The organism is Polaromonas jejuensis NBRC 106434 (assembly GCF_001598235.1).
GTDB classification, from domain to species: domain Bacteria; phylum Pseudomonadota; class Gammaproteobacteria; order Burkholderiales; family Burkholderiaceae_C; genus Polaromonas; species Polaromonas jejuensis.
Window position 1 is genome coordinate 63,347 of record NZ_BCYO01000002.1, and the last position, 20,456, is coordinate 83,802.

Below are 20,456 nucleotides of genomic sequence, written 5' to 3' on the forward strand. Positions count from 1 at the left end.
CTTGATGCGTGACATGTCCTTAACTCTCCGGCGGCTTGAGGGTCCACAAAATATCTTCGTGGCTCACCTTGCCACTGCCTTCGACTCGGGCAATATGCCAGCCCAGGCCGTCGAACAGCCGGGCCGGGTTGGGGCGCGGCATCTGGCCGCTCAGCCCCAGCGTGTGATAGCTCTCGGGATACGGATGGGGCCACGAGGTGGACAAGATCCCGCAGAACTTCATGTTGGCAATCTGGTGCTCTACCAGCTGGTGCACATGGGCGTGAAACACCTGGACGTTGCTGAAAGGCTTGAGGATGGCGTGGGCCTGGTCCGCGTCCTGCGTCCAGAAATTCCAGGGCTTGTAGTACTGATACAGCGGCACGTGGCTGAAGATCAGGATGGGGGCATTCCTGGGCACCGTTGCCAGGTCCTTTTCCATCCAGTCCAGTTGCGCCCTGCCCAGCGCGAAGGTTCCCTGGGCCGGGTCGTTGATATCGCCAGCCACTTTCATCCGCTCTTGCGGACTCAGCTTGCGGCTGCTCCAGAAATCGTTCAAATTGGACCCGTGCAGCGCCATGATGTGCGCGCCCTTGTGGTCAAACGAGTAGTAAGGCCTGGCGCGCTGGATCATGTGCTGCATGTAGTACTCGCCCATGTCCAGGTACCAGTCGTGCTCACCGGCCAAATAGTAAGTTTTGGGTTTGAGTCCGGCGATGATGTCTTCGAAATACTTGAACTCGTCGATCGTCCCGTCGGTGATGGCGTCACCCAGGTACATCACGAAGTCGGGCGCAGGGTTCATCGCGTTGATCTGCCTGATGGCCGCCTCCAGCCGGACTTTCATCGGGTTGTTCTTCTTTCCCATGGTGTGGCTGTCGGCGAGGATCGCGAACCTGAAATCCTCTACAGCGCTACCGGCAAGAGCCGAGCCAGGGAGCAGCATGGAAGCCAGTGGCGCGGCCGCCAGGGTGGCCCCCGTCAACCCCAGCGTCTCTATGAACCCCCTGCGGCTCCAGCCCGGGGACAGCACATTGCGACAGCCGTCGTACACATAGCCTTCGCCGGTGACACCGGTCGAGTAAACCGGGCAATCCGCCGGCGCATCCGGGTCTTGCTTGTCTGCAGTTTTCATCGCCACCCTCGCTTTCTCTGTCTTCCAGTTGTAAGGGACAGTGTGGTGCCAGACAATGGGTAAACACCCCCCAAAATTAGTTACTTTTCATGTAGATCGGCAACGCTGAGACAGGGCTTGGAAGGTCCGGACTTTCCGGCGAAAACTCAACATTTGCGGCACTCTGCGGGCCTCTCAAAGCGATGGCACCGGCAACCGCCATAACGTGTGTCCAAGCAAAACTTTTGTAACTTTTAGAAACATGCCGTATGAGATCGCGGCTTTTCCGCGCTCAGTTCAGGCGGTATTTGCACCATTTGATTTCATCGTTGGCACAGTGTGGCCGGCGGGCAAAATACCGGTTCTGAACGCATTGGACGCACGGCCTCTCGAAGCACCGCCGCATGGAAGAAGGAATGCCCAAAGACCCGCTCAAGCCCGGGCTCGGGGGCCAGATTTGGATTTGTATTGACAGGCGGACGCAGCGGCGCAGCTCACATCCGGGCCACAGCGTCAAACCGGATAAATGAGCGAATTCAGCACCATCTCGCTGTCGTACACGCACAGGCGCGCCTGAAACTTCAGGCGCCCGTCAACCCGCACCAGTTCGTCGATGTAGCGGCCCACGTTGTACACCTCGCTGACGCCGCCGGGCCGGGTTCGGAACACGGCGTAATTCACCTGGGCGCGGATGACACTGCCTTGGTGATCCGTGACCCGCGCCGGGCTCACCACATGCCGCATGTAGTAGGGGGCGTGGTAAATGGTCTGGGTGATGCCGTAAACACGGTCTTTCATCATGCCCTTGCTTTCCAGTGCCATCAACGCCAGCGGCAAGCCACGGTCAAAATTTTCACGCGCCTGCACCGTGTAGAGGCCATCTGCCACAAAGAATTCGGGCCAGTCCTCAAAGCGCTTTTCATCCAGCGCCGCAACGTATGCAGCATTGAGCTGGTCAACCTCATGGTGCAACAAGAGGGTTTCGAGGCTCATACCGCCATCACCTTTCGCCAGTAGGCATACATGCTGCGGATCAGGGTTTCGGTCACCATGTGTTCGGTCATTTCCGTGCCGGTGCCGCCCAGCTCACACAGGGTTGAGCCGCCCTCACCGGCCTGCCGAAAGCCACCCTGACTGAGCTCGATCACCTCGCCGTCGTCGGCGCTGACAAAGCCGGCCGGGCCGAACAGGTTGGCCTGGCGCAGCCGGCGCCGCGTCATGTCCGGCGTGTCGTCGGAAAAACCAAAATGGGTCCAGACAAAGTCGAATTCGCCCGGCCCCCGCGGCACGATATGGCGCGTGCTCAGGGAGTTGACCTGCTGCTGGATGATCAGGCTGGGAAACAGGGTGATCATGGTCACGGTGGGCATGATGTCGCTGCCCGGCTTCGAAGGATCGGGCACCTTCCACCAGGCCTCCGGCACCACATCCAGCAAGCGGTCATCGTGCAGCGTCATGTTGGCCTTGAAAGAGGTCACGCCTTCGGTCACGGCCGCCTGCCCGCCTTCGTTGCGGCGCGAAATCATCACCGCGTGGCGGCCCTTGTCGTCCATGACCATGCGGCTCTTCTGGTCGGCACGCCACAGGCCGAAGGTCACAAACCAGGTGTGCAGCAAGCCCGGGTGGTAAGGGTCCTTGATGTTTTCCATCATCAGCTTCCAGTTGCCTGGAATCCGCTGGCGGTTGTAGCCCAGCAGCGTCAGCTTGCGGGCGCCCTGTTCCGCCGTGTTTTGCCCTTTGAAGATCCGGTCCAGCCACGGCATGGCCTGCGGACCCAGGTAGTCTTGCAGCGCTTCGGTGTCTTCGCTGAAGGTGGCAAACACCAGGCCATGCAGCACCGCCACGCGGAGCTTGGTCAGGCCGTGGTCCTTGAGCTCAAAACCTTCCGGCATGCCGCCATTGACACAGTCGCCCTCCTTCACACCGTCCCTGAACGGCAGGCCGGCCAGGTCGCCGTTGAGCTTGTAGGTCCACTGGTGGTAGGGGCAGACAAAGCTGCGGGCATTGCCCTGCAGATTCTGGCAAAAGCGCACGCCGCGGTGCGCGCAGCGGTTTTCCACCACACGGATGCCGTGGTCGGTGGCGCGGTCTTTGGGCGCCACGCGATCGCGCACCATCAGCACTTGGCGCTCGCCCACGTGGCTGAGCTTTTAGTCGCCGATGTTGGGAATTTCGACCTCCAGGCCGACATAGCACCAGTGCGCGCCGTAAAAAATCCGGTCCAGTTCGCGCTGGTAAAGCAGCGCGTCGGTGTAGGCCCAGAAGGGCACGCGGCTGGAGCCGGGCTGGCTCCAGCGGGACAATTCAGCGGTGGAAAGAGACGGCACGTTCATGGTTTCTCGCACAGGTTTTCGGGCGACGATAAATAGGTACTCATTCGTTCGACGGTGAAATCCATTTGGAATAGCCCAAGTTGATTTGGCATAGTCCGGAACTTGGCATAATCAATGTTACCGAGCGGCTGGAGTTTGTTCTAATCGCTTAACTACCCAGGCGTACTGCCAAGACTTGGCCAGGCCACCTGCGTACCTGACTCTCTGCAGGGGCTGTCGCTGCACTCTAGACGGTAAGGGCCTGAACCAACATGCGACGCGTGACTCTGGCAATTCTGGCCATTTGTTTGGTTTACGCGAGTGTCGATTTTTTTTGGCCCTTGCACCGTGACCTGCGTCAGTTTGATCCTGTGGCGTTGGGCAAGCTGGAAACGACCATGTGGCAGTCATATTACGGGCGCCAACGCGTGGCACTATTCGCTGAGTTGGCGGAAATGCTGCGCACTCAATATCAATTCCCTTTGCTCAGGTCGTATCTTGGCGCCTACCACGGAGCTTCGGCCGCCTTCACATTCAAAGATGGCAAGCAGCGCAGCGATTACGAGAAAGCGTTGCCCGCGCTACAAGCCTACTTTGGACTCATCCGCAACACGGGCAATATAGATTTCGACGCACAGCGCGCTGCCAATCTCGAATTGGAATGGTGGATTGTGCACCGGGAGCGTGCCCGCTATCCTCCCGGTGCGCTGGGACGGGCCTGTGCTGAAGCCGCCGCGGCAGTTTATCAAGTTCCTGCCAATTCGACGTTGAAGCACGGCCAGCTGCGTGCGGAAGCGATGGTCATGCGCGATACACGCGCAGATGCGGGCGGTGTAACCGAGGCAGATTGGGCGGATATCGCATCGTTATTGCGCCAAAGCTACCAGGCACTCCGCCTCGCGGTCTCGGACACTTTGATAACACCTGTCCCGGATCAACCGTTGCAGCGGTAAGTCCACCGCCACATGCTTCACACCGAAGCGGCCGCCTTGCGCCTGGCTTTCCACGCACCCAGCAGAACAAACAAGCCCGGAACCAGGATCAGGGCCCAGATGATCTTGTCCAGGTGCGCCTTGACGAAGGGCACGTTGCCGAAAAAATAACCCGCCGTGACAATGCCGCCCACCCACAGCGCGCCGCCCGTGATGTCGTACAGCGTGAACTTGCTGCGCGTCATCTGCGACACCCCCGCCACAAAGGGCGCAAAGGTGCGCAGAAAGGGCATGAAGCGCGCCGCCACGATGGTGATGCCGCCGTAGCGCTCGTAAAACTCGTGGGCCTGGTTGAACGCCTTCTTGTTGAAGAGCTTCGAGTCTTCCCATTGAAACACCTTGGGGCCGAAATAATGGCCGAGGGTGTAGTTGGACTGGTTGCCCAGCACCGCTGCGGCAAACAGCAGGCCCAGCGCCAGCGGGTAGCTCATCAGGCCCACGCCGCACATGGCGCCCACCACAAACAGCAGGGAATCGCCCGGCAGAAACGGCATGACGACCACGCCGGTTTCCACAAAAATGATCAAAAACAGCAGCGCGTAGACCCAGACCCCGTAGCTGGTTACAAAAGCCTCCAGGTGCTTGTCGACGTGGAGGATGAAATCGATGAGAAAGGTAGCTAGTTCCATGCCGCGATTTTGACAGGTCTGCAATGGCCGCCCTTCAGCCGGTCAGCCGGCCAAGCCGCGGGGCTGCGCCTAAAATCGTTGGCAATGACCTCCCAGCCCCAAGCCCTGCGCCGCCCGATTCGCGAACTGCCCGATGAACTGATCAGCCAGATCGCGGCCGGCGAGGTGGTCGAGCGGCCCGCCGCGGTGGTGCGCGAGCTGGTGGACAACGCCCTCGACGCCGGCGCCAGCCAGGTGACGGTGCGGCTGCTGGCCGGCGGCGTGCGGCTGATTCTGGTGGAAGACGACGGCCAGGGCATTCCGCGCGAAGAACTGCCCGTGGCACTCAGGCGCCATGCCACCAGCAAGATTGCCTCGCTGCAGGACCTCGAAGCCGTGGGCACCATGGGTTTTCGTGGCGAGGCGCTGGCCGCCATCAACTCGATCGCCGACATGAGCCTGCTGTCGCGGACCGCCGATGACGCCCATGCCTGGCAGCTGGACGGCCGCACCGGCGAGCTGAAACCGGCGGCGCGCAGCCAGGGCACTAGCGTGGAAGTGCGCGAGCTGTTTTACGCCACACCGGCCCGCCGCAAATTCTTGAAGACCGACGCCACCGAACTGGCGCACTGCATTGAAGCCGTGCGCCGCCATGCGCTGGTGCGGCCCGATGTCGGCTTTGCCATCTGGCATGAAGGCCGGCTGGTCGAGCAATGGCGTGCCGGCCAGGGTGCGTCGGCCCACGAGCAGCGCCTGGCCGATGTGCTGGGCAACGAATTCGTCGAGCAGTCGGTTGCCGTCCACTACGAAAGCGCCGCCCGCCGGCCGGACGGCCAGCCCGCCGTGCGGGTCTGGGGCCGTGCCGGCATTCCGGACGCGGCGCGTTCGCGCGCCGACCAGCAGTTTGCCTATGTCAATGGCCGCTATGTGCGCGACAAGGTGCTCACCCACGCAGCCCGCAGCGCCTACGAAGACGTGCTGCACGGCCACCGCCAGCCGGTATACGCCCTGTACATAGAGATGGACCCGTCCCGCGTGGATGTGAACGTGCATCCGACCAAGATCGAGGTGCGCTTTCGCGACAGCCGCGAGGTGCACCAGGCGGTGCGCCATGCCGTCGAAAATGCCCTGGCCACGCCACGCGCCGGCACGGCGGCGTTGCCGGCCACCGATGCCCAGGCGCCCATCGCCGGCCTGGCCCCCGCGAGCAGCGAATATTCTGAGTCAAACAGGCCTTACGCCCAGCAGGGCTGGGCGCAACCAGCTATCAATTTCGCAGCAAATCAGGGCGGACGCGCTGCCGACTTTGAAGCCCTGTGGCCGGTGGTTCCCGCCGGCACCGACGGCCCCACAGGCAGCACGGCAGCCGGCGGCGGCTTCTATGGCCGCTTCAGCCCTGCGCCCGCGGAAAGCCAGGGCGCCGCGCCCCCGGCGGCGAGCAGCCTGCCCGCCGGCGACTGGCCGCTGGGACGCGCCATCGCCCAGCTGCAGGGCATTTATGTGCTGGCCGAAAACACGCAAGGCCTGGTCATCGTGGACATGCACGCGGCCCACGAGCGCATCGTCTATGAGCGGCTGAAAACCCAACTGGACAGCGCCAGCATCGCCAGCCAGCCGCTGCTGATTCCGGCCACCTTCGCTGCCAGCCCGCAGGAAGTGGCGACCGCCGAAGCCAGCGCCGACGCCCTCGCCACGCTGGGCCTGGAAATCACCCCCTTTTCGCCCAGAACCCTGGCCGTGCGCGCCGTGCCCACCAGCCTGGCGCAGGGCGATGCGGTGGAACTGGCCCGCAGCGTGCTCGCCGAGCTGGCGCAGCACGAGGCCAGCACGGTGATTCAGCGCGCCCAGAACGAATTGCTGGGCACCATGGCCTGCCACGGCGCGGTGCGCGCCAACCGCAGGCTCACGCTCGATGAAATGAATGCCCTGCTGCGCCAGATGGAGGCCACCGAGCGTTCCGACCAGTGCAACCACGGCCGGCCCACCTGGCGCCAACTCAGCATCAAGGAGCTGGACAGCCTCTTCCTGCGCGGGCGCTGAGCGCGCAGCAAGCATTTTTGGCGCATTCAATCCACCCATTTGATGCAACCTCGACAAGCTTGCGAAAAAATGCCGCTTTTCCGGGAAAGTACGTTTTCCGCATAGGTTTATGCACCAAACTGGAAACTTATTAACGAAGCACAGACAGTGGGCGGCTTTCTCAGCCATGTAGCCGAACCGCAATCCAGGCCAGCCCGAATACATCCAGGCCGTCACCGAAGTGATGGAAAGCCTGTGGCCCTGGCATGTGCCGGTGGACGTGGCCCTGCCCTGCGCCACCCAGAACGAGCTCAACGGTGAAGACGCCGCCATCCTGGTCAAAAACGGCGTGCTCTGCGTGGCCGAAGGCGCCAACATGCCGTCCACGCTGGAAGCGGTCCGCCTCTTCGAGAACAGCGGCGTGCTGTACGCGCCCGGCAAGGCCAGCAATGCGGGCGGCGTGGCCACGTCCGGACTGGAAATGAGCCAGAACGCGGCGCACCTGTCCCGGCCGCGCAAAGAGGTGGATGCCCGCCTGCTGCAGATCATGCGCAGCATCCACGAAGCCTGCGTGCAGCACGGCCGCCGCGCCGACGGCCGCATCAGCCATGTGGATGGCGCCATGCTCGCACAAGGCGTGGTCTGAGCCTGAATTGAGGGTGGCGCCGGTCCTTTGGGCCGGCACCGCTGTCCATAAAAGCCGGCTTCGATGTCGGCCGTTTATGGCACGGCGCTTGCGTGATGGAGAACTTTCTGGGTCATGGCGACTCACTCCCGGTTCATGAAACACTGGCCCCGCCACTGCTGCCTCGTTCTGGCCTTCGCCGCTCTGGCGGGGTGCGCGGCCCTGGACGCAAGGCAGCGCGCCTGGATTTTCCAGCCCAGCGACAGCAGCTGGGGCGCCAGCGCCGACATGGCCAGGGACATGCAGGATGTCTGGATAGCCTTTGACGCAAAAACGACGGGCCGCCCCGTCAGGCTGCACGGCCTGTGGTTGCCCGCCGATGCCGCGCAACCCGCCTGGAACAAGGGCCAAAACAGCGCCCAGGCCCCGGTAATGCTCTACCTGCATGGTGCACGCTGGAATGTGGAGGGCTCGGCACCCCGCATCCGCCGCATGCAGGCGCTGGGGTTTTCGGTGCTGGCCATTGACTACCGCGGTTTTGGCAAAAGCTCGCTGGACTTGCCCTCGGAGGACATGGCTTACGAGGACGCGCGGGCCGCCTGGGACTGGCTGGGCGCGCGGCACCCGGGCCAGCCGCGCTACATCTTCGGCCATTCGCTGGGCGGCGCCATCGCCATCGACCTGGCGTCAAAGGTCGACGACGAGGCCGGCACCATTGTCGAAGGCACATTCACCTCCATTGCCGATGTGGCCAGCAGCATGAAATGGGGCTGGCTGCCGCTGCGTCCGCTGATCACCCAGCATTTCGAGTCGGTGGAAAAAGTCGGCCACCTGGGCTCGCCACTGCTGGTGGTGCACGGCTCCGACGACAGCCTGATTTCGCCCGCGCTGGGCCGCAAGCTCTTCGAGGCCGCCCGCGAACCCAAGGCCTTTGTGCTGGTGGAAGGCGGCTCCCACCACAACACCAACACCCTGGGCCAGGCGCAGTACCGCGAGGCCCTGGCCCTGCTGTTTGGCACGGCCAGCCGCTGAAATTCACGGTCTGAATCGCCCTGCTTGCGGGCTGGGGCCCGGCGCTTTCTGGTAGCCTAGACCGCATGTCCGTTTCTCTCACCTCCGCGCCCGGCGCACCGCCCGTGACCGCCATGCAGCCCGGCCTGATCGTGCTGATTTTGTCAATGCTTCTGGGCATCCAGCCCATCACCACCGATCTGTACCTGCCGGCCCTGCCGGCGCTGACTGAAGGCTTTGGCGCGCCCATGTCGCAGGCGCAGCTCACGCTGAGTGCGCTGCTGCTCGCCTTTGGCAGCTCGCAGCTGATCTGGGGCCCGCTGTCCGACCGCTTTGGCCGGCGCCCCATCCTGCTGTGGGGACTCGCGGCTTACACCCTGGCTTCCATCGGCAGCACACTGGCGCCTTCCATGGTGCTGCTGATTGCCTGGCGCGTGGTGCAGGGCGCGGCCATGGGCGCGGTGGTGATGTGCGCGCGCGCCATTGTGCGAGACCTTTACCAACCCATGGAAGGCGCCCGCATCATGTCCAAGGGCCTGACCGGCCTGGGCATTCTGGCCTGTGTCTGCGCGCCGCTGGGCGGCCTGCTGTCGGAACTGTTCGGCTGGCGTGTGGCCTTGATGGCGCTGGCCGTCTTTGGCGCCTGCACACTGGCCCTGGTCAGCCTGCGCTTTGAGGAAAGCCTGCAGCAGAAAAACCTCGACGCCTTACGCCCGGCCACGCTGCTGGGCACCTGGGTGCATATTTTCAGCAGCCCCACGTTTCTGGCCTTCTCCGCGCTGACGGCGGCCTCCTACGGCGGGCTGTTTACCTTTCTCGCCACCTCTTCGTTTGTCTTCATCAAGGTGCTGGGGCTGAGCAAGACGCACTACGGCCTGGTGATGTTCTCCATGAGCCTTTGCTATGTCATCGGCACCTTCATCTGCCGGCGTCTGCTGCCGCGCTTCGGGGTGCGCAGATCGGTAGCGCTGGCCGGCGGCCTGAGTCTGGCCGGTGGCACCCTGATGGGCGTGCTGGCCTGGGCCGGCGTGCAAACCGTCTGGGCCATCGTGCTGCCCTACTACCTCTTCATGCTGGGCCACGGCGTGCACCAACCCTGCGGCCAGAGCGGCGCCGTCGGGCCTTTTCCCCAATCGGCCGGCGCGGCCTCGGCAATGAACGGATTCCTGATGATGATCGTGGCCTTTGCCATGGGCGGCTGGCTGGGCAGCCACATGGATGGCACGGTGCGGCCGCTGACCCACGGCGTGTGGTTCTGGAGTGTGCTGATTGCTGCGGCGGCCTGGACCGTGGTCCAGAAATACGGTGAGCCGGCCCGCGGCACGCCAGCCAATCCTGACGCAGCGCCGCCCCTTAAAGCATGACGAGTCCCTACATCGCGCTGGCCGGCCCCACGGCTTCGGGCAAAACCGCCGCCGCGCTGGCGATTGCGCAGCAGCAGGCAGTTGAAATCATCAGCGTCGATTCCGCCTTGGTCTATCGCGGCATGGACATCGGCACGGCCAAACCGACGGCCGGGGAGCTGGCCGCCGTGCCGCACCACCTGATTGACATCCGCGACCCGCTGGATGCCTACAGCGCCGCCGAGTTTGTGGCGGATGCGCAGCGGCTGATTGAAGACATCAGCGCGCGCGGCAAGCTGCCGCTGCTGGTGGGCGGCACCATGCTGTATTTCAAGGCGCTGTTTGACGGCCTCGACGACATGCCCAAGGCCGACCCCGCGGTGCGCGCCGTGCTGGCCGACGAAGCCGCCGCCAAAGGCTGGCCCGCGCTGCATGCCGAGCTGGCCCAGCTGGACCCGCTCACGGCCGCCCGGCTGGCGCCGAATGACTCGCAGCGCATCTCGCGGGCGCTGGAAGTGTTCCGGGTGTCGGGGCAGCCCCTGTCATTCTTCCACCAGCGAAACGCTATTAAAAGCATAGCTACCAACGCCCATAACGCAAGGGCTGCAACCCTTATTTCCCTGGAACCGCTGGAGCGCAGCTGGCTCCACGGCCGGATCGCCGAGCGCTTTGACGCCATGCTGGCGGCCGGCTTTATCGAAGAAGTCAAGGCCCTGCGCGCGCGCGGTGACCTGACAGCGGATTTACCGTCCATGCGCTGCGTCGGTTACCGCCAGGCCTGGGAAGCGTTGGACGGTGAATATTCGATGAACGAATTGCGCGACCGGGGCATTTTTGCCACGCGCCAGCTGGCCAAGCGCCAGATCACCTGGCTGCGCTCCATGCCGCAGCGGCATGTGGTGGCCTGCGACGACCCGACCGCGCTGCAGCGGGTGCTGACCCTCGTGAAGGCGACAGCGTGAGCCTGCAGATCAGCCAGCTAGGCAAGCGCTATGGCGACAGCGTGGTGTTCAGCCAGGTGTCGCTGGACGTCGCCGCCGGCGAGTTTGTCGCCATCGTCGGGGAATCGGGCGTGGGCAAATCCACGCTGCTCAACTGCATGGCCGGGCTGGACATTTGGGACGAAGGCACGGTCACGCTGGACGGCCAGGACCTGGGCACCTTATCGGAGGACCAGCGCGCGCTGCTGCGCCGCCGGCAGGTGGGCTTTGTGTTTCAGGCTTTTCATGTGCTGCCGCATCTGGATGTGGCGCAGAACGTAGGGCTTCCCCTTCTGCTGCTGGGCCAGCCCGACGATGCCCGCGTGCAGCAGATGCTGGACGCGGTGGGCCTGCAGGGCCTGGGCCAGCGCCTGCCGCAGCAACTGAGCGGCGGCCAGTTGCAACGCGTGGCGATCGCCCGCGCCCTGGTGCACCGCCCCGGTCTGCTGCTGGCCGACGAGCCCACCGGCAACCTCGACCCCCGCACCGCCGCCAAGGTGATGGATGTGCTGATCAGCCAGACCCGCGGGCAGCAGGCCTCGCTGGTGCTGGTGACGCATTCCGAAACGGCGGCAGCACGCGCCGACCGCGTGCTGCACCTGACGAGCACCGGTATTTCAGCCTAGGCCTCGCTGCTTTCGGGCTCGCGCACCGCGATGCCCATGTCCTGCAGCGCATCGCGAACCGCTTCGACGGCGCCAGCCATGCCGCGCGCGCCCAGCTGGCCCATGCAGCCGACACGGAAAGTTTCCACGGTGGTCAGCTTGCCGGGGTAGAGGATGTAACCGCGCTGCTTGACCGCGTTGTAGAAGGCCTTGAACTCGTAGCGCGGGCTGGCAGGCGCATGAAAGGTCACGATGATGGGGGCCTGGATCGCCGTGGGCAAAAAGCTGCGCAGGCCCAGGCCGGCCAGGCCCGTTATCAGCTCGCGGCAGTTCCTTGCATAGGCGCCGCCGCGCGCGGCCAGGCCGCCCTCCTCGAAATACTGCGTCAGCGCGGCGTCGAGTGCGGCCACCACATGGGTGGGTGGCGTGAAGCGCCACTGCGTGGTCTTGTTCATGTAGACCCACTGGTCGTACAGGTCCATGGCCAGCGAATGGCAGTTGCCCTCGCAGCGCTCCAGCGCGGCCCGGCGCGCCAGCACAAAGCCCATGCCCGGCACGCCTTCCAGGCATTTGCCCGAGGCGGCGATGACGGCATCGAACGGTGTCTTGCGCGCGTCGATCTCGAGCGCGCCAAACGAGCTCATGGCGTCGATGATCAGGCCCTTGCCGTGGCGCTGCACCACCAGCGCGATCTCGTGCAGCGGGTTCAGGATGCCGGTGCTGGTCTCGCAGTGCACCAGCGCCACATGCGTGATCGAAGGGTCATTGGTCAGCAGCCGGTCAATGTCCTCGGGGCGGATTTGCGCGTCCTCGGCATAGTCGAAGGTGCTGAGCTGGCGGCCCAGCACCTTGCAGATCTTGGCGATGCGCTGGCAGTAGGCGCCGTTGTTGGGCACCAGCACATGGCCCCCTTTTTCGCCTGGGGGCACCAGGGTACCGATGGCCGCCTCGACCGAGAAGGTGCCGCTGCCCTGCAGGGGCACGCACTCATGGGTGCCCTCGCCGTGCACGATGCGCAGCAGGCCCTGGCGCAGGCGCGCGGTGATCTGGTTGAACTCGCTGTCCCAGGAGCCCCAGTCGCGCAGCATGCTTTGCTTGGTGCGTGCCGAGGTGGTCAGGGGGCCGGGGGTCAGAAGAATGGTGTCGGTGGTCACGGAGTGTCTCCTTGGATGGTTTCGGGGATGGTGATCAGGATTCAGTGCCGGGCGACATTTCGCCAGGCCTGGGTTTTTCTCAGCAGCACGCGGGTGGCGAGCGCATACAGCAGGCACACCACCACCGAGGTCAGCACGGTCAGGCTGGCCAGCGCGGCGGCGGGGCCGATGTCGCCGGCCTCATCCAGATTCATGATGGCCACCGCTGCCAGGATGGTGTCGGGCGAATACAGAAACACCACACCCGACAGCGTGGCCATGGAGACCACGAAGTAGTAGCGTGCGATCTCCAGCACCGCCGGCAGGCACACCGGCAGCGTGACGCGGAAAAAGGTCTTGTAGAACGGCACCTTGAGCGAGGCCGACACCGCCTCGAATTCGTTGTCGATCTGCTTGAGCGCCGTCACCGCCGTCAAATGGCTGGAGGTGTAGTAGTGCACGATCACCGACAGCACCAGAATGGTCATGGTGGAGTACAGGAAGTTCAGCGGGTTGTTCGGATGGTTGAAGAACATGATGTAGCCCAGGCCCAGCACCAGGCCGGGCACGGCCATGGACAGCATGGCCAGCAGGTGCATCAGCGGGCGTATTACTTCCAGCCCGCGCGTCTTTTCGGTCAGGTAGGCGCCTATGAACACCGTGAGCGAGCCGAAGAAGGCCACGCACAGCGCCATCTTCAAACTGTTGGTGTAGGCCGAGGCCAGGTCGCCGTCGAGCAGCGCGAACTCGTAATGGTGCAGGCTCAGGGAGAGGTCGTAGGGCCAGAGCTTGATGAACGAGGTCCAGATGGCCATGCCCACCACCGCCAGCAGCAGGGTGCACACCAGCGCGCAGTAGCCCGTCATCAGTGCATCAAAGCCCCGCTGCGGTTTGGCGGTATAGGGCACGGAGCGCGCCGACAGCTGGGCCCGCAGTTTGCGGCGTACGCGGCTGTCGATCAGGAAGGAAGCGATCGAAGGCAGCAGCAGCAACAGGCCGACCACGGCGCCGCGGCCGAAGTGCTGCTGCCCGACCACCTGCTTGAACACATCCAGCGACAGCACATTGAAGTTGCCGCCTATCACCTTGGGCGCGCCGAAATCGCTGATCACGTAGGTGAAGACCACGGTGGAGGCGCTGATCAGGCCGTATTTGCAGGACGGCAGGGTGATGGTGAAGAACTTGCGCACGGTCGAGGTGCCGAAGGAATCGGCCGCCTCGTACAGGCGGCCGTCGGCCAGCGACAGCGCGGTCAGCAGAATCATCAGCGCATGCGGGAAGGTGTTGTAGACCTCGGACAGGATGATGCCGGGCGCACCGTAGATCGTGCTCAAGCCCAGTGCCTCCAGCAGCGGCTTGAGCACGCCCTGGTTGCCGAACCACTGTATGAAGGCGATGGCCGACAGCAGCGAGGGCGCCAGCAGCGGGATCAGCGCGATCAGGCGGAAGGTGCCCTTGAACGGCGCACAGCTGCGGGTCAGCGCATAGGCGAAGGTAAAAGCCAGCGGCACCGAGATCAGCACCACCGAGCTGGCCACCCAGACCGAGTTCCAGGCCGCGTTCAGCAGCGCCGGGTTGCCCAGGTAGTCGGCGAAGTGGGTGAAGCCGACGAAATTGCCGTCGTTGTCCTGCACCGCCCGCACGAAGATAGAGGCCATGGGCGCCAGCAGGAACAACACCAGGAACAGCATCACGGCAAGCAGCACGCCGCGCGCAATCAGGTCCTCGCCCGACAGGCTTTGCTTGCGCAAGGCGGCCACCGGGCCGGCCAGCGTATCGGCGCGGGCGCTCATGCCCTGACCCCTTCGACCGCAGCCGGAAACACCCGGATGCGCTCGCTGCGCAGGGCCAGGTCGATACGCGCGCCGGCCTGTATGCCCAGGTCGTGCAGCTGGTTCAGCGAAAAGCACAGTTGCAGGGCCTGGCCGTCCAGCTCGTCAATCTGCATTTCCGCGAGACAGGAGCTGCCCAGGAATTCGACCTTGCGCACCTCGCCGCTGACGCGGTTCGGCTGGCCTTCGCGCTCGTGGCCCACGGCCCGGTCTTCCGGGCGCAGGTAGAGCCTGACCGCCTGCCCGGGGGCGTAGTCGCCGCGCTCGCCGCTGCAATGCAGCTCCAGGCGGCCGGCGCGAAAACGTCCCTGGCCGAGCGCAACGGCCGGCAGCACATTGACCTTGCCCACAAAATCGGCCACGAAAGGCGTGGCCGGGCGCTCGTAAATGTCGTTCGGTGTGCCGACCTGCTCGATCACGCCATGGTTCATCACCACGATGCGGTCGGCCATGGACAGCGCCTCCTCCTGGTCGTGCGTCACCATGATGGTGGTCACCCCCAGTTTTTGCTGCAGCCTGCGGATCTCGCCGCGCAGGCGGATGCGCTCCAGCGCGTCCAGCGCCGACAGCGGCTCGTCGAGCAGCAGCAGGCGCGGGGAGGTGGCCAGTGCGCGCGCCAGGGCGACACGCTGCTGCTGCCCACCCGAAAGCTGGGCCGGGTACTTCTCGCCCGAGGTCGGCAGGCCCACCAGCTTGAGCAGCTCGGCCACGCGGGCGGCGATCTCGGCCCTGGGCTTTTTCCGGTTCACCAGCCCGTAGGCCACGTTTTCAGCGATGGTGAGGTTGGGGAACAGCGCATAGGACTGGAACACGATGCCGTAGTCGCGCTTGACCGGCGGCAGCCAGGAGATGTCGCGCTCGTTCTGCACAATACGGCCGCTGGTCTGCGCTTCCAGGCCCGCGATGATGCGCAGCAGCGTGGTCTTGCCGCAGCCCGAGGGCCCCAGCAGGCACAGCATTTCGCCCTGCCTGACCTGCAGGTCAATGTGCTTGAGCACCGTGACCTTGTCGAAACGCTTGTGCACGCCCGTGATGGCCAGTGCGGTGTCCGTGTGATGCTGCGGTGACGCGAAGCTCGCTATTTCCGCCGGTAGTCTCATGTCCATAGGGTGTCCCATCGTGAAGTTGTACGCATGTATGCGGCGCGCAGCGCGTTCGTCCCGGTTGTCTCTTCAGTCCTTTTCGCGATGCCGTGAATAAATAGTAAATTGCAAACTTAAATATGTCAACTGTTGACAATCTTCAATTCAAATGATTTAATTCAATCATCAAGAAAAGATCCGGAGCACCTTCATGAGCGATTCACCCACCCTGACCCCCTTGCAGATGCTGCAAGCCAACTCGCTGCCCTCGCTGGTGCAGGCCGAGATCGAGCAAATGATCCTGCGCAGCGAGCTGCCCGTGGGCGCCCGCGTCAACGAGAGCGACCTGGCCACCCGCTTCGGCACCAGCCGCGGCCCGGTGCGGGAAGCCTTGCGCGCACTGGAAGAGTGCGGCCTGGTGCGCTCGGAAAAAAACCGCGGCGTGTTCGTGCGCGAAATCTCGCTGACCGAGGCCGACGAAATCTACGACCTGCGCGAAGCGCTGGATGAAATGATCGGCCGCCGCCTCGCGCTGCAGATCACCGCGCCGCAATTGAAGGCGCTGAACGCGCTGCTGGACGAGATGGACGACGCCATGGCCGGCAAGGACATCAAGCGCTATCACGGCCTGAACCTCGAATTCCACGATGCGCTGGTCGACTTTGTCGGCAACTCGCGCCTGAGCGATACCTACCGCCGCCTGACCAAGGAACTGTTGCTGTTCCGCCTGCGCGCCCTGGAAGACGGCGGCGGTTTTGCCGTATCCAACGCCGAGCACAAGGCGGTCATCAAGGCCATTGCCTCGCGGGATGCCGACAAGGCCGGGCGCGTGCTGCGCGCCCATGCCGCCGACAGCCGGGCGCGCATGCACAAGGCGGCCGACAAGGCCTTCATGGCTGCGGCCAGCAAATAACCCATCTCCATCAACTCTATCCACCCTGAGGAACACCATGAAATCCGACATCATCGTTAATGACAGGCGCTACCAATGGATGAACCGCCCGGTTGTGGTGGTCTGCGTGGATGGCTGCCAGTACGAGTACATCAGCGCCGCCGTGGCCGCCGGCGTAGCCCCCTTTCTCGGCAAGCTGCTGGCCGGCAGCGGCACCAGCTACCTGGCGGACTGCGTGATTCCCAGCTTCACCAACCCGAACAACCTGTCCATCGTGACCGGCGCGCCACCTTCGGTGCATGGCATCTGTGGCAACTACTTCTTCGACCGTGAGCGCGGCGAGGAAGTCATGATGAACGATCCACGCTTGCTGCGCGCCGGCACCATCTTCGCGGCGTTTTCCGACGCGGGCGCCAAGGTGGCGGTGGTCACGGCCAAGGACAAGCTGCGCAAGCTGCTGGGCCACCAGATGAAGGGCATCTGCTTTTCCTCCGAGAAGGCCGACCAGGTCACGCTGGCAGAAAATGGCATCACCAACGTCGTGGAGATGGTCGGCATGCCCGTGCCTTCGGTCTACAGCGCCGAGCTGTCCGAATTCGTCTTCGTGGCCGGCGTCAAGCTCATGGAGCGCGAGCGGCCCGACCTGATGTACCTGTCCACCACCGACTACATCCAGCACAAGGCGGCACCCGGCACGGCCATGGCCAACGACTTCTACGCCATGATGGACCGCAACCTGGCCCAGCTCGACCAGCTGGGCGCGATCATCGTGCTGACCGCCGACCACGGCATGAACGCCAAGCACAGCGAAGACGGCCAGCCCAATGTGATTTACCTGCAGGACACGCTGGACGGCTGGCTGGGCCAGAACCGCACCCGCGTCATCCTGCCGATCACCGACCCGTATGTCGTGCACCATGGCGCGCTCGGTTCCTTCGCGCTGGTCTACGTGCCCGAGGATGTCGATGCTGGCGCGCTGCGCGAGCGCATTGCCGCACTGCCGGGCATTGAAATGGTGCTGTCGCGCCTGGAGGCCTGCGACCATTTCGAGCTGCCGTTTGACCGGATTGGCGACATCGTGGTGGTCTCGCGCCAGGACACGGTCATCGGCACCAATGCCGATCGCCACGACCTGTCGGGACTCGAGGTGCCGCTGCGCTCGCATGGCGGCGTGTCGGAACAAAAAGTGCCGCTGATGGTCAACCGTCAGGTGAAGACCGTTTTCCCGGACCGGCGCTGGCGCAATTTCGACGCCTTTGATCTCGGCCTCAACCTGGCCCGCTAACAGCCCAAGGAGAATCCATGTCCGCCGTATTCGCCCCAGCCAAGTCCCATTCCGTCATTCACGAGTCGCTGCGCATCGCCGGCGAAAAGGTGGCGCGCGATCGCGTCATCGAGGTCAGACACCCTTACAGCGGTGAGCTCGTCGCCACCGTGCCCAAGGCGATGCTCGAAGATGTCAAGCGCGCCCTGCGCATCGCCCGTGACTACCGCTCCAAACTGACACGCCACGACCGCTACCGCATCCTGATGAAGGCGGGTGAAATCGTCGCCGCGCGGCGCGATGAAATCGCGCGCCTGATCACGCTCGAATCCGGTCTGTGCCTGAAGGACACGCAGTACGAGGTGGGCCGCGCCTCCGACGTGATGCTGTTCGCCGCCAACCAGGCCCTGGTCGACGACGGCCAGGTGTTCTCCTGCGACCTCACAGCCCATGGCAAGAGCCGCAAGGTCTACACGCTGAAAGAGCCGCTGCTCGGCGCGATCACGGCGATCACGCCGTTCAACCACCCGCTGAATCAGGTCATCCACAAGATCGCCCCGGCCGTGGCCACCAACAACCGCGTCGTGCTAAAGCCCAGCGAGAAGACACCGCTGGCCGCCTACCTGATCGCCGACATCCTGTATGAAGCCGGCCTGCCGCCAGAGATGCTGTCGGTGGTGACCGGCGACCCTGCGGAAATTGCCGACGAACTGCTGACCAGCCCCGATGTCGACCTGGTCACCTTCACCGGCGGCGTCACCATCGGCAAGTACATTGCGGCCAAGGCGGTCTACAAACGGCAGATCCTCGAGCTCGGCGGCAACGACCCGATCATCGTGATGGAAGACGCCGACCTTGAAGAGGCGGCGACCCTGGCCGTGAGCGGCTCCTACAAGAACTCGGGCCAGCGCTGCACCGCCATCAAGCGCATGCTGGTGCAGGAGAGCGTGGCCGACCGCTTCGTCGAACTGCTGGTGCAGAAAACCCGCGCGCTGAAATATGGCGACCCGTTCGACCCGGCCATGGACATGGGCACGGTGATTGATGAGCCGGCCGCCATCCATTTCGAGAAGGTCGTCAACGAGGCCATCGCCCAGGGCGCCAAGCTGCTGGTCGGCAACGTGCGGTGCGGCGCGCTGTACTCGCCCACGGTGCTCGACCATGTGCGGCCCGAGATGACGGTGGTGCGCGAAGAGACCTTCGGCCCGGTGTCGCCGGTGATACGCTTCAAGACCCTTGACGAGGCGATCCAGATCGTCAACGGCACGGCCTACGGCCTGTCATCGTCGCTGTGCACCAACCGGCTCGACATCATCACCCGCGTCGTGCAGGAGCTGCATGTGGGCAGCGTCAATGTGCGCGAGGTGCCGGGCTACCGCCTCGAGATGACGCCGTTTGGCGGCATCAAGGACTCGGGCCTGGGCTACAAGGAAGGTGTGCTCGAGGCGATGAAGAGCTTTTGCAACAGCAAGACCTATTCCCTGCCCTGGTAACGGGACTTGCCACCGTTAATCCCCTCCCATTCACCCAAGGAGACAAGCACCATGCTGATCGGAATCCCCAAGGAAATCAAGAACCATGAATACCGCGTCGGCCTCACGCCATCATCGGTGCGCGAGCTGACGGCCGCCGGCCATCGCATCATCGTGGAGCGCAACGCCGGCACCGGCATAGGCGCCAGCGATGCCGAGTACGAGCTGGCGGGTGCCGGCATCGTGCAGGGCGCCGACGAGGTGTTCGCGCGTGCCGACATGATCGTCAAGGTCAAGGAGCCGCAAGCCCCGGAGCGCGCGCAACTCAGGCCCGGCCAGCTGTTGTTCACCTATCTGCATCTGGCGCCCGATCCGCAGCAGTGCAAGGAGCTGATGGACAGCGGCGCCGTATGCATTGCCTACGAGACCGTGACGCAGGCCGGCGGCGGTTTGCCGCTGCTGGCGCCGATGTCGGAAGTGGCGGGCCGCATGTCCATCCAGGCCGCGGCGCACAGCCTGGAGCGCGTCCATGGCGGACGCGGCATTCTGCTGGGCGGCGTGCCCGGCGTGGCTCCGGCCAAGATCGTGATTTTGGGCGCCGGCGTGGTCGGCTCCAATGCGGCACAGATGGCGGTCGGCACGGGGGCCCAGGTGGTGGTCATCGACCGCAGCCTGGATGCGCTGCGCCGCATGGACCGGCTGCTGGGCGCGCGCGTGATCACCCTGTTCTCGAACCGCGACAACATCGAGGAACAGGTGCTGTCGGCCGACGTGGTGATAGGCGGCGTGCTGATCCCGGGTGCCGCGGCGCCCAAGCTGGTCACGCGTGCCATGCTGCCCCGCATGAAGCCGGGCTCGGTGGTGGTCGACGTGGCGATCGACCAGGGCGGCTGCTTTGAAACCTCGCACGCCACCACGCATGCGGAGCCGACCTATGTGGTCGATGGCGTCGTGCATTACTGCGTGGCCAACATGCCGGGCGGCGTGCCGCGCACCTCGACCTATGCGCTCAACAACGCCACCCTGCCCTATGTGCTGGCGCTGGCGAACAAGGGCTGGCAGCAGGCGCTGCGAGACGACGCCCACCTGCGCAACGGCCTCAACGTGGCCGATGGCAAGGTCACCTGCCGCGAGGTGGCCAACGACCTCCACCACCCCTACCACGCCCCCCTGACCTTGCTGGCAACCTGAAC

General features: G+C 64.3%; 16 protein-coding genes and 2 pseudogenes. 11 read left to right on the forward strand and 7 right to left on the reverse strand.

Features of this window, described 5'->3' with window-relative positions:
- Nucleotides 1-19: 19 nt before the first annotated feature.
- The 3 genes and pseudogenes from PJE01S_RS02740 to PJE01S_RS02750 form a co-directional block, all read right to left on the reverse strand.
- On the reverse strand, nt 20-1,114 hold the full coding sequence (locus tag PJE01S_RS02740; RefSeq protein WP_068831621.1) for a metallophosphoesterase family protein: 1,095 nt from the start codon (nt 1,112-1,114) through the stop codon (nt 20-22).
- A gap of 492 nt (nt 1,115-1,606) precedes the next feature.
- A complete protein-coding gene (locus tag PJE01S_RS02745; protein WP_068831622.1) occupies nt 1,607-2,086 on the reverse strand; it encodes an aromatic-ring-hydroxylating dioxygenase subunit beta in 480 nt (159 codons plus the stop codon).
- A pseudogene (locus PJE01S_RS02750) lies at nt 2,083-3,426 on the reverse strand (aromatic ring-hydroxylating dioxygenase subunit alpha). The gene PJE01S_RS02745 and the pseudogene PJE01S_RS02750 overlap by 4 nt, the downstream one beginning before the upstream one ends.
- 251 nt (nt 3,427-3,677) lie before the next feature.
- Here PJE01S_RS02750 and PJE01S_RS02755 point away from each other — a divergent pair.
- On the forward strand, nt 3,678-4,358 hold the full coding sequence (locus PJE01S_RS02755) for a hypothetical protein (RefSeq protein ID WP_245660564.1): 681 nt from the start codon (nt 3,678-3,680) through the stop codon (nt 4,356-4,358).
- Nucleotides 4,359-4,375: 17 nt separating this feature from the next.
- Here PJE01S_RS02755 and PJE01S_RS02760 read toward each other — a convergent pair whose 3' ends face one another.
- A complete protein-coding gene (locus PJE01S_RS02760) occupies nt 4,376-5,026 on the reverse strand; it encodes a VTT domain-containing protein (RefSeq protein WP_068831623.1) in 651 nt (216 codons plus the stop codon).
- A gap of 84 nt (nt 5,027-5,110) precedes the next feature.
- On the opposite strand from PJE01S_RS02760, the gene mutL reads away from it, so the two are divergent.
- The 6 genes and pseudogenes from mutL (at nt 5,111) to PJE01S_RS02790 (ending at nt 11,609) form a co-directional block, all read left to right on the forward strand.
- On the forward strand, nt 5,111-7,045 hold the full coding sequence (mutL, locus tag PJE01S_RS02765) for a DNA mismatch repair endonuclease MutL (RefSeq protein WP_068831624.1): 1,935 nt from the start codon (nt 5,111-5,113) through the stop codon (nt 7,043-7,045).
- Between the two features lie 196 nt (nt 7,046-7,241).
- Nucleotides 7,242-7,670, forward strand: a pseudogene (locus tag PJE01S_RS02770) (NADP-specific glutamate dehydrogenase); the annotation flags it as partial.
- A 135-nt stretch (nt 7,671-7,805) separates the two neighbouring features.
- A complete protein-coding gene (locus PJE01S_RS02775) occupies nt 7,806-8,681 on the forward strand; it encodes an alpha/beta hydrolase (RefSeq protein ID WP_068831626.1) in 876 nt (291 codons plus the stop codon).
- A gap of 65 nt (nt 8,682-8,746) precedes the next feature.
- A complete protein-coding gene (locus PJE01S_RS02780) occupies nt 8,747-10,024 on the forward strand; it encodes a multidrug effflux MFS transporter (RefSeq protein WP_068831627.1) in 1,278 nt (425 codons plus the stop codon).
- A complete protein-coding gene (miaA, locus tag PJE01S_RS02785; protein WP_068831628.1) occupies nt 10,021-10,965 on the forward strand; it encodes a tRNA (adenosine(37)-N6)-dimethylallyltransferase MiaA in 945 nt (314 codons plus the stop codon). Before PJE01S_RS02780 ends, miaA begins: the two co-directional genes overlap by 4 nt.
- Nucleotides 10,962-11,609, forward strand: coding sequence for an ABC transporter ATP-binding protein (locus tag PJE01S_RS02790; protein ID WP_068831629.1), 648 nt, complete (start codon nt 10,962-10,964; stop codon nt 11,607-11,609). Before miaA ends, PJE01S_RS02790 begins: the two co-directional genes overlap by 4 nt.
- On the opposite strand, the gene PJE01S_RS02795 is transcribed toward PJE01S_RS02790, so the two are convergent.
- The 3 genes from PJE01S_RS02795 to PJE01S_RS02805 are packed head-to-tail and all read right to left on the reverse strand — an operon-like array spanning nt 11,606 to nt 15,653.
- Entirely contained in the window at nt 11,606-12,742 is a 1,137-nt protein-coding gene (locus tag PJE01S_RS02795) for a 2-aminoethylphosphonate--pyruvate transaminase (RefSeq protein WP_068831630.1), read from the reverse strand. The two genes, PJE01S_RS02790 and PJE01S_RS02795, sit on opposite strands and share 4 nt — an antisense overlap.
- A 41-nt stretch (nt 12,743-12,783) precedes the next feature.
- Nucleotides 12,784-14,514: a putative 2-aminoethylphosphonate ABC transporter permease subunit gene (locus tag PJE01S_RS02800; RefSeq protein WP_068831631.1), complete on the reverse strand. Its 1,731-nt coding sequence runs from the start codon at nt 14,512-14,514 to the stop codon at nt 12,784-12,786.
- The gene (locus PJE01S_RS02805; RefSeq protein ID WP_068831917.1) at nt 14,511-15,653 is read right to left on the reverse strand and encodes a putative 2-aminoethylphosphonate ABC transporter ATP-binding protein; all 1,143 of its coding nucleotides are present in this window, start codon (nt 15,651-15,653) and stop codon (nt 14,511-14,513) included. The genes PJE01S_RS02800 and PJE01S_RS02805 overlap by 4 nt, the downstream gene beginning before the upstream one ends.
- A 193-nt stretch (nt 15,654-15,846) precedes the next feature.
- Between PJE01S_RS02805 and PJE01S_RS02810 the strand changes: the two genes are divergently transcribed.
- The 4 genes from PJE01S_RS02810 to ald are packed head-to-tail and all read left to right on the forward strand — an operon-like array spanning nt 15,847 to nt 20,454.
- Nucleotides 15,847-16,548 (forward strand): phosphonate utilization associated transcriptional regulator, encoded by a 702-nt coding sequence (locus PJE01S_RS02810; protein ID WP_068831632.1) that lies wholly within the window; start codon nt 15,847-15,849, stop codon nt 16,546-16,548.
- Nucleotides 16,549-16,585: 37 nt separating this feature from the next.
- Nucleotides 16,586-17,812 carry a phosphonoacetate hydrolase gene (gene phnA / locus PJE01S_RS02815; protein ID WP_068831633.1) on the forward strand — a complete coding sequence of 409 codons (1,227 nt, stop codon included), beginning with the start codon at nt 16,586-16,588 and terminating at the stop codon, nt 17,810-17,812.
- Nucleotides 17,813-17,829: 17 nt separating this feature from the next.
- Nucleotides 17,830-19,284: a phosphonoacetaldehyde dehydrogenase gene (phnY, locus tag PJE01S_RS02820; protein ID WP_068831634.1), complete on the forward strand. Its 1,455-nt coding sequence runs from the start codon at nt 17,830-17,832 to the stop codon at nt 19,282-19,284.
- A gap of 51 nt (nt 19,285-19,335) precedes the next feature.
- Complete coding sequence (gene ald, locus PJE01S_RS02825) at nt 19,336-20,454, forward strand: alanine dehydrogenase (RefSeq protein WP_068831635.1); 1,119 nt, start codon at nt 19,336-19,338, stop codon at nt 20,452-20,454.
- Nucleotides 20,455-20,456: the final 2 nt, after the last annotated feature.

Bases quoted from the DNA above. Each gene is read 5' to 3' on its own strand.
- mutL (WP_068831624.1), top strand. From the start codon at position 5,111: ATGACCTCCCAGCCCCAAGCCCTGCGCCGCCCGATTCGCGAACTGCCC.
- PJE01S_RS02800 (WP_068831631.1), bottom strand. From the start codon at position 14,514: ATGAGCGCCCGCGCCGATACGCTGGCCGGCCCGGTGGCCGCCTTGCGC.
- PJE01S_RS02810 (WP_068831632.1), top strand. From the start codon at position 15,847: ATGAGCGATTCACCCACCCTGACCCCCTTGCAGATGCTGCAAGCCAAC.
- miaA (WP_068831628.1), top strand. From the start codon at position 10,021: ATGACGAGTCCCTACATCGCGCTGGCCGGCCCCACGGCTTCGGGCAAA.
- ald (WP_068831635.1), top strand. From the start codon at position 19,336: ATGCTGATCGGAATCCCCAAGGAAATCAAGAACCATGAATACCGCGTC.
- phnY (WP_068831634.1), top strand. From the start codon at position 17,830: ATGTCCGCCGTATTCGCCCCAGCCAAGTCCCATTCCGTCATTCACGAG.
- PJE01S_RS02780 (WP_068831627.1), top strand. From the start codon at position 8,747: ATGTCCGTTTCTCTCACCTCCGCGCCCGGCGCACCGCCCGTGACCGCC.
- phnA (WP_068831633.1), top strand. From the start codon at position 16,586: ATGAAATCCGACATCATCGTTAATGACAGGCGCTACCAATGGATGAAC.
- PJE01S_RS02775 (WP_068831626.1), top strand. From the start codon at position 7,806: ATGAAACACTGGCCCCGCCACTGCTGCCTCGTTCTGGCCTTCGCCGCT.
- PJE01S_RS02745 (WP_068831622.1), bottom strand. From the start codon at position 2,086: ATGAGCCTCGAAACCCTCTTGTTGCACCATGAGGTTGACCAGCTCAAT.
- PJE01S_RS02760 (WP_068831623.1), bottom strand. From the start codon at position 5,026: ATGGAACTAGCTACCTTTCTCATCGATTTCATCCTCCACGTCGACAAG.
- PJE01S_RS02805 (WP_068831917.1), bottom strand. From the start codon at position 15,653: ATGAGACTACCGGCGGAAATAGCGAGCTTCGCGTCACCGCAGCATCAC.
- PJE01S_RS02740 (WP_068831621.1), bottom strand. From the start codon at position 1,114: ATGAAAACTGCAGACAAGCAAGACCCGGATGCGCCGGCGGATTGCCCG.
- PJE01S_RS02755 (WP_245660564.1), top strand. From the start codon at position 3,678: ATGCGACGCGTGACTCTGGCAATTCTGGCCATTTGTTTGGTTTACGCG.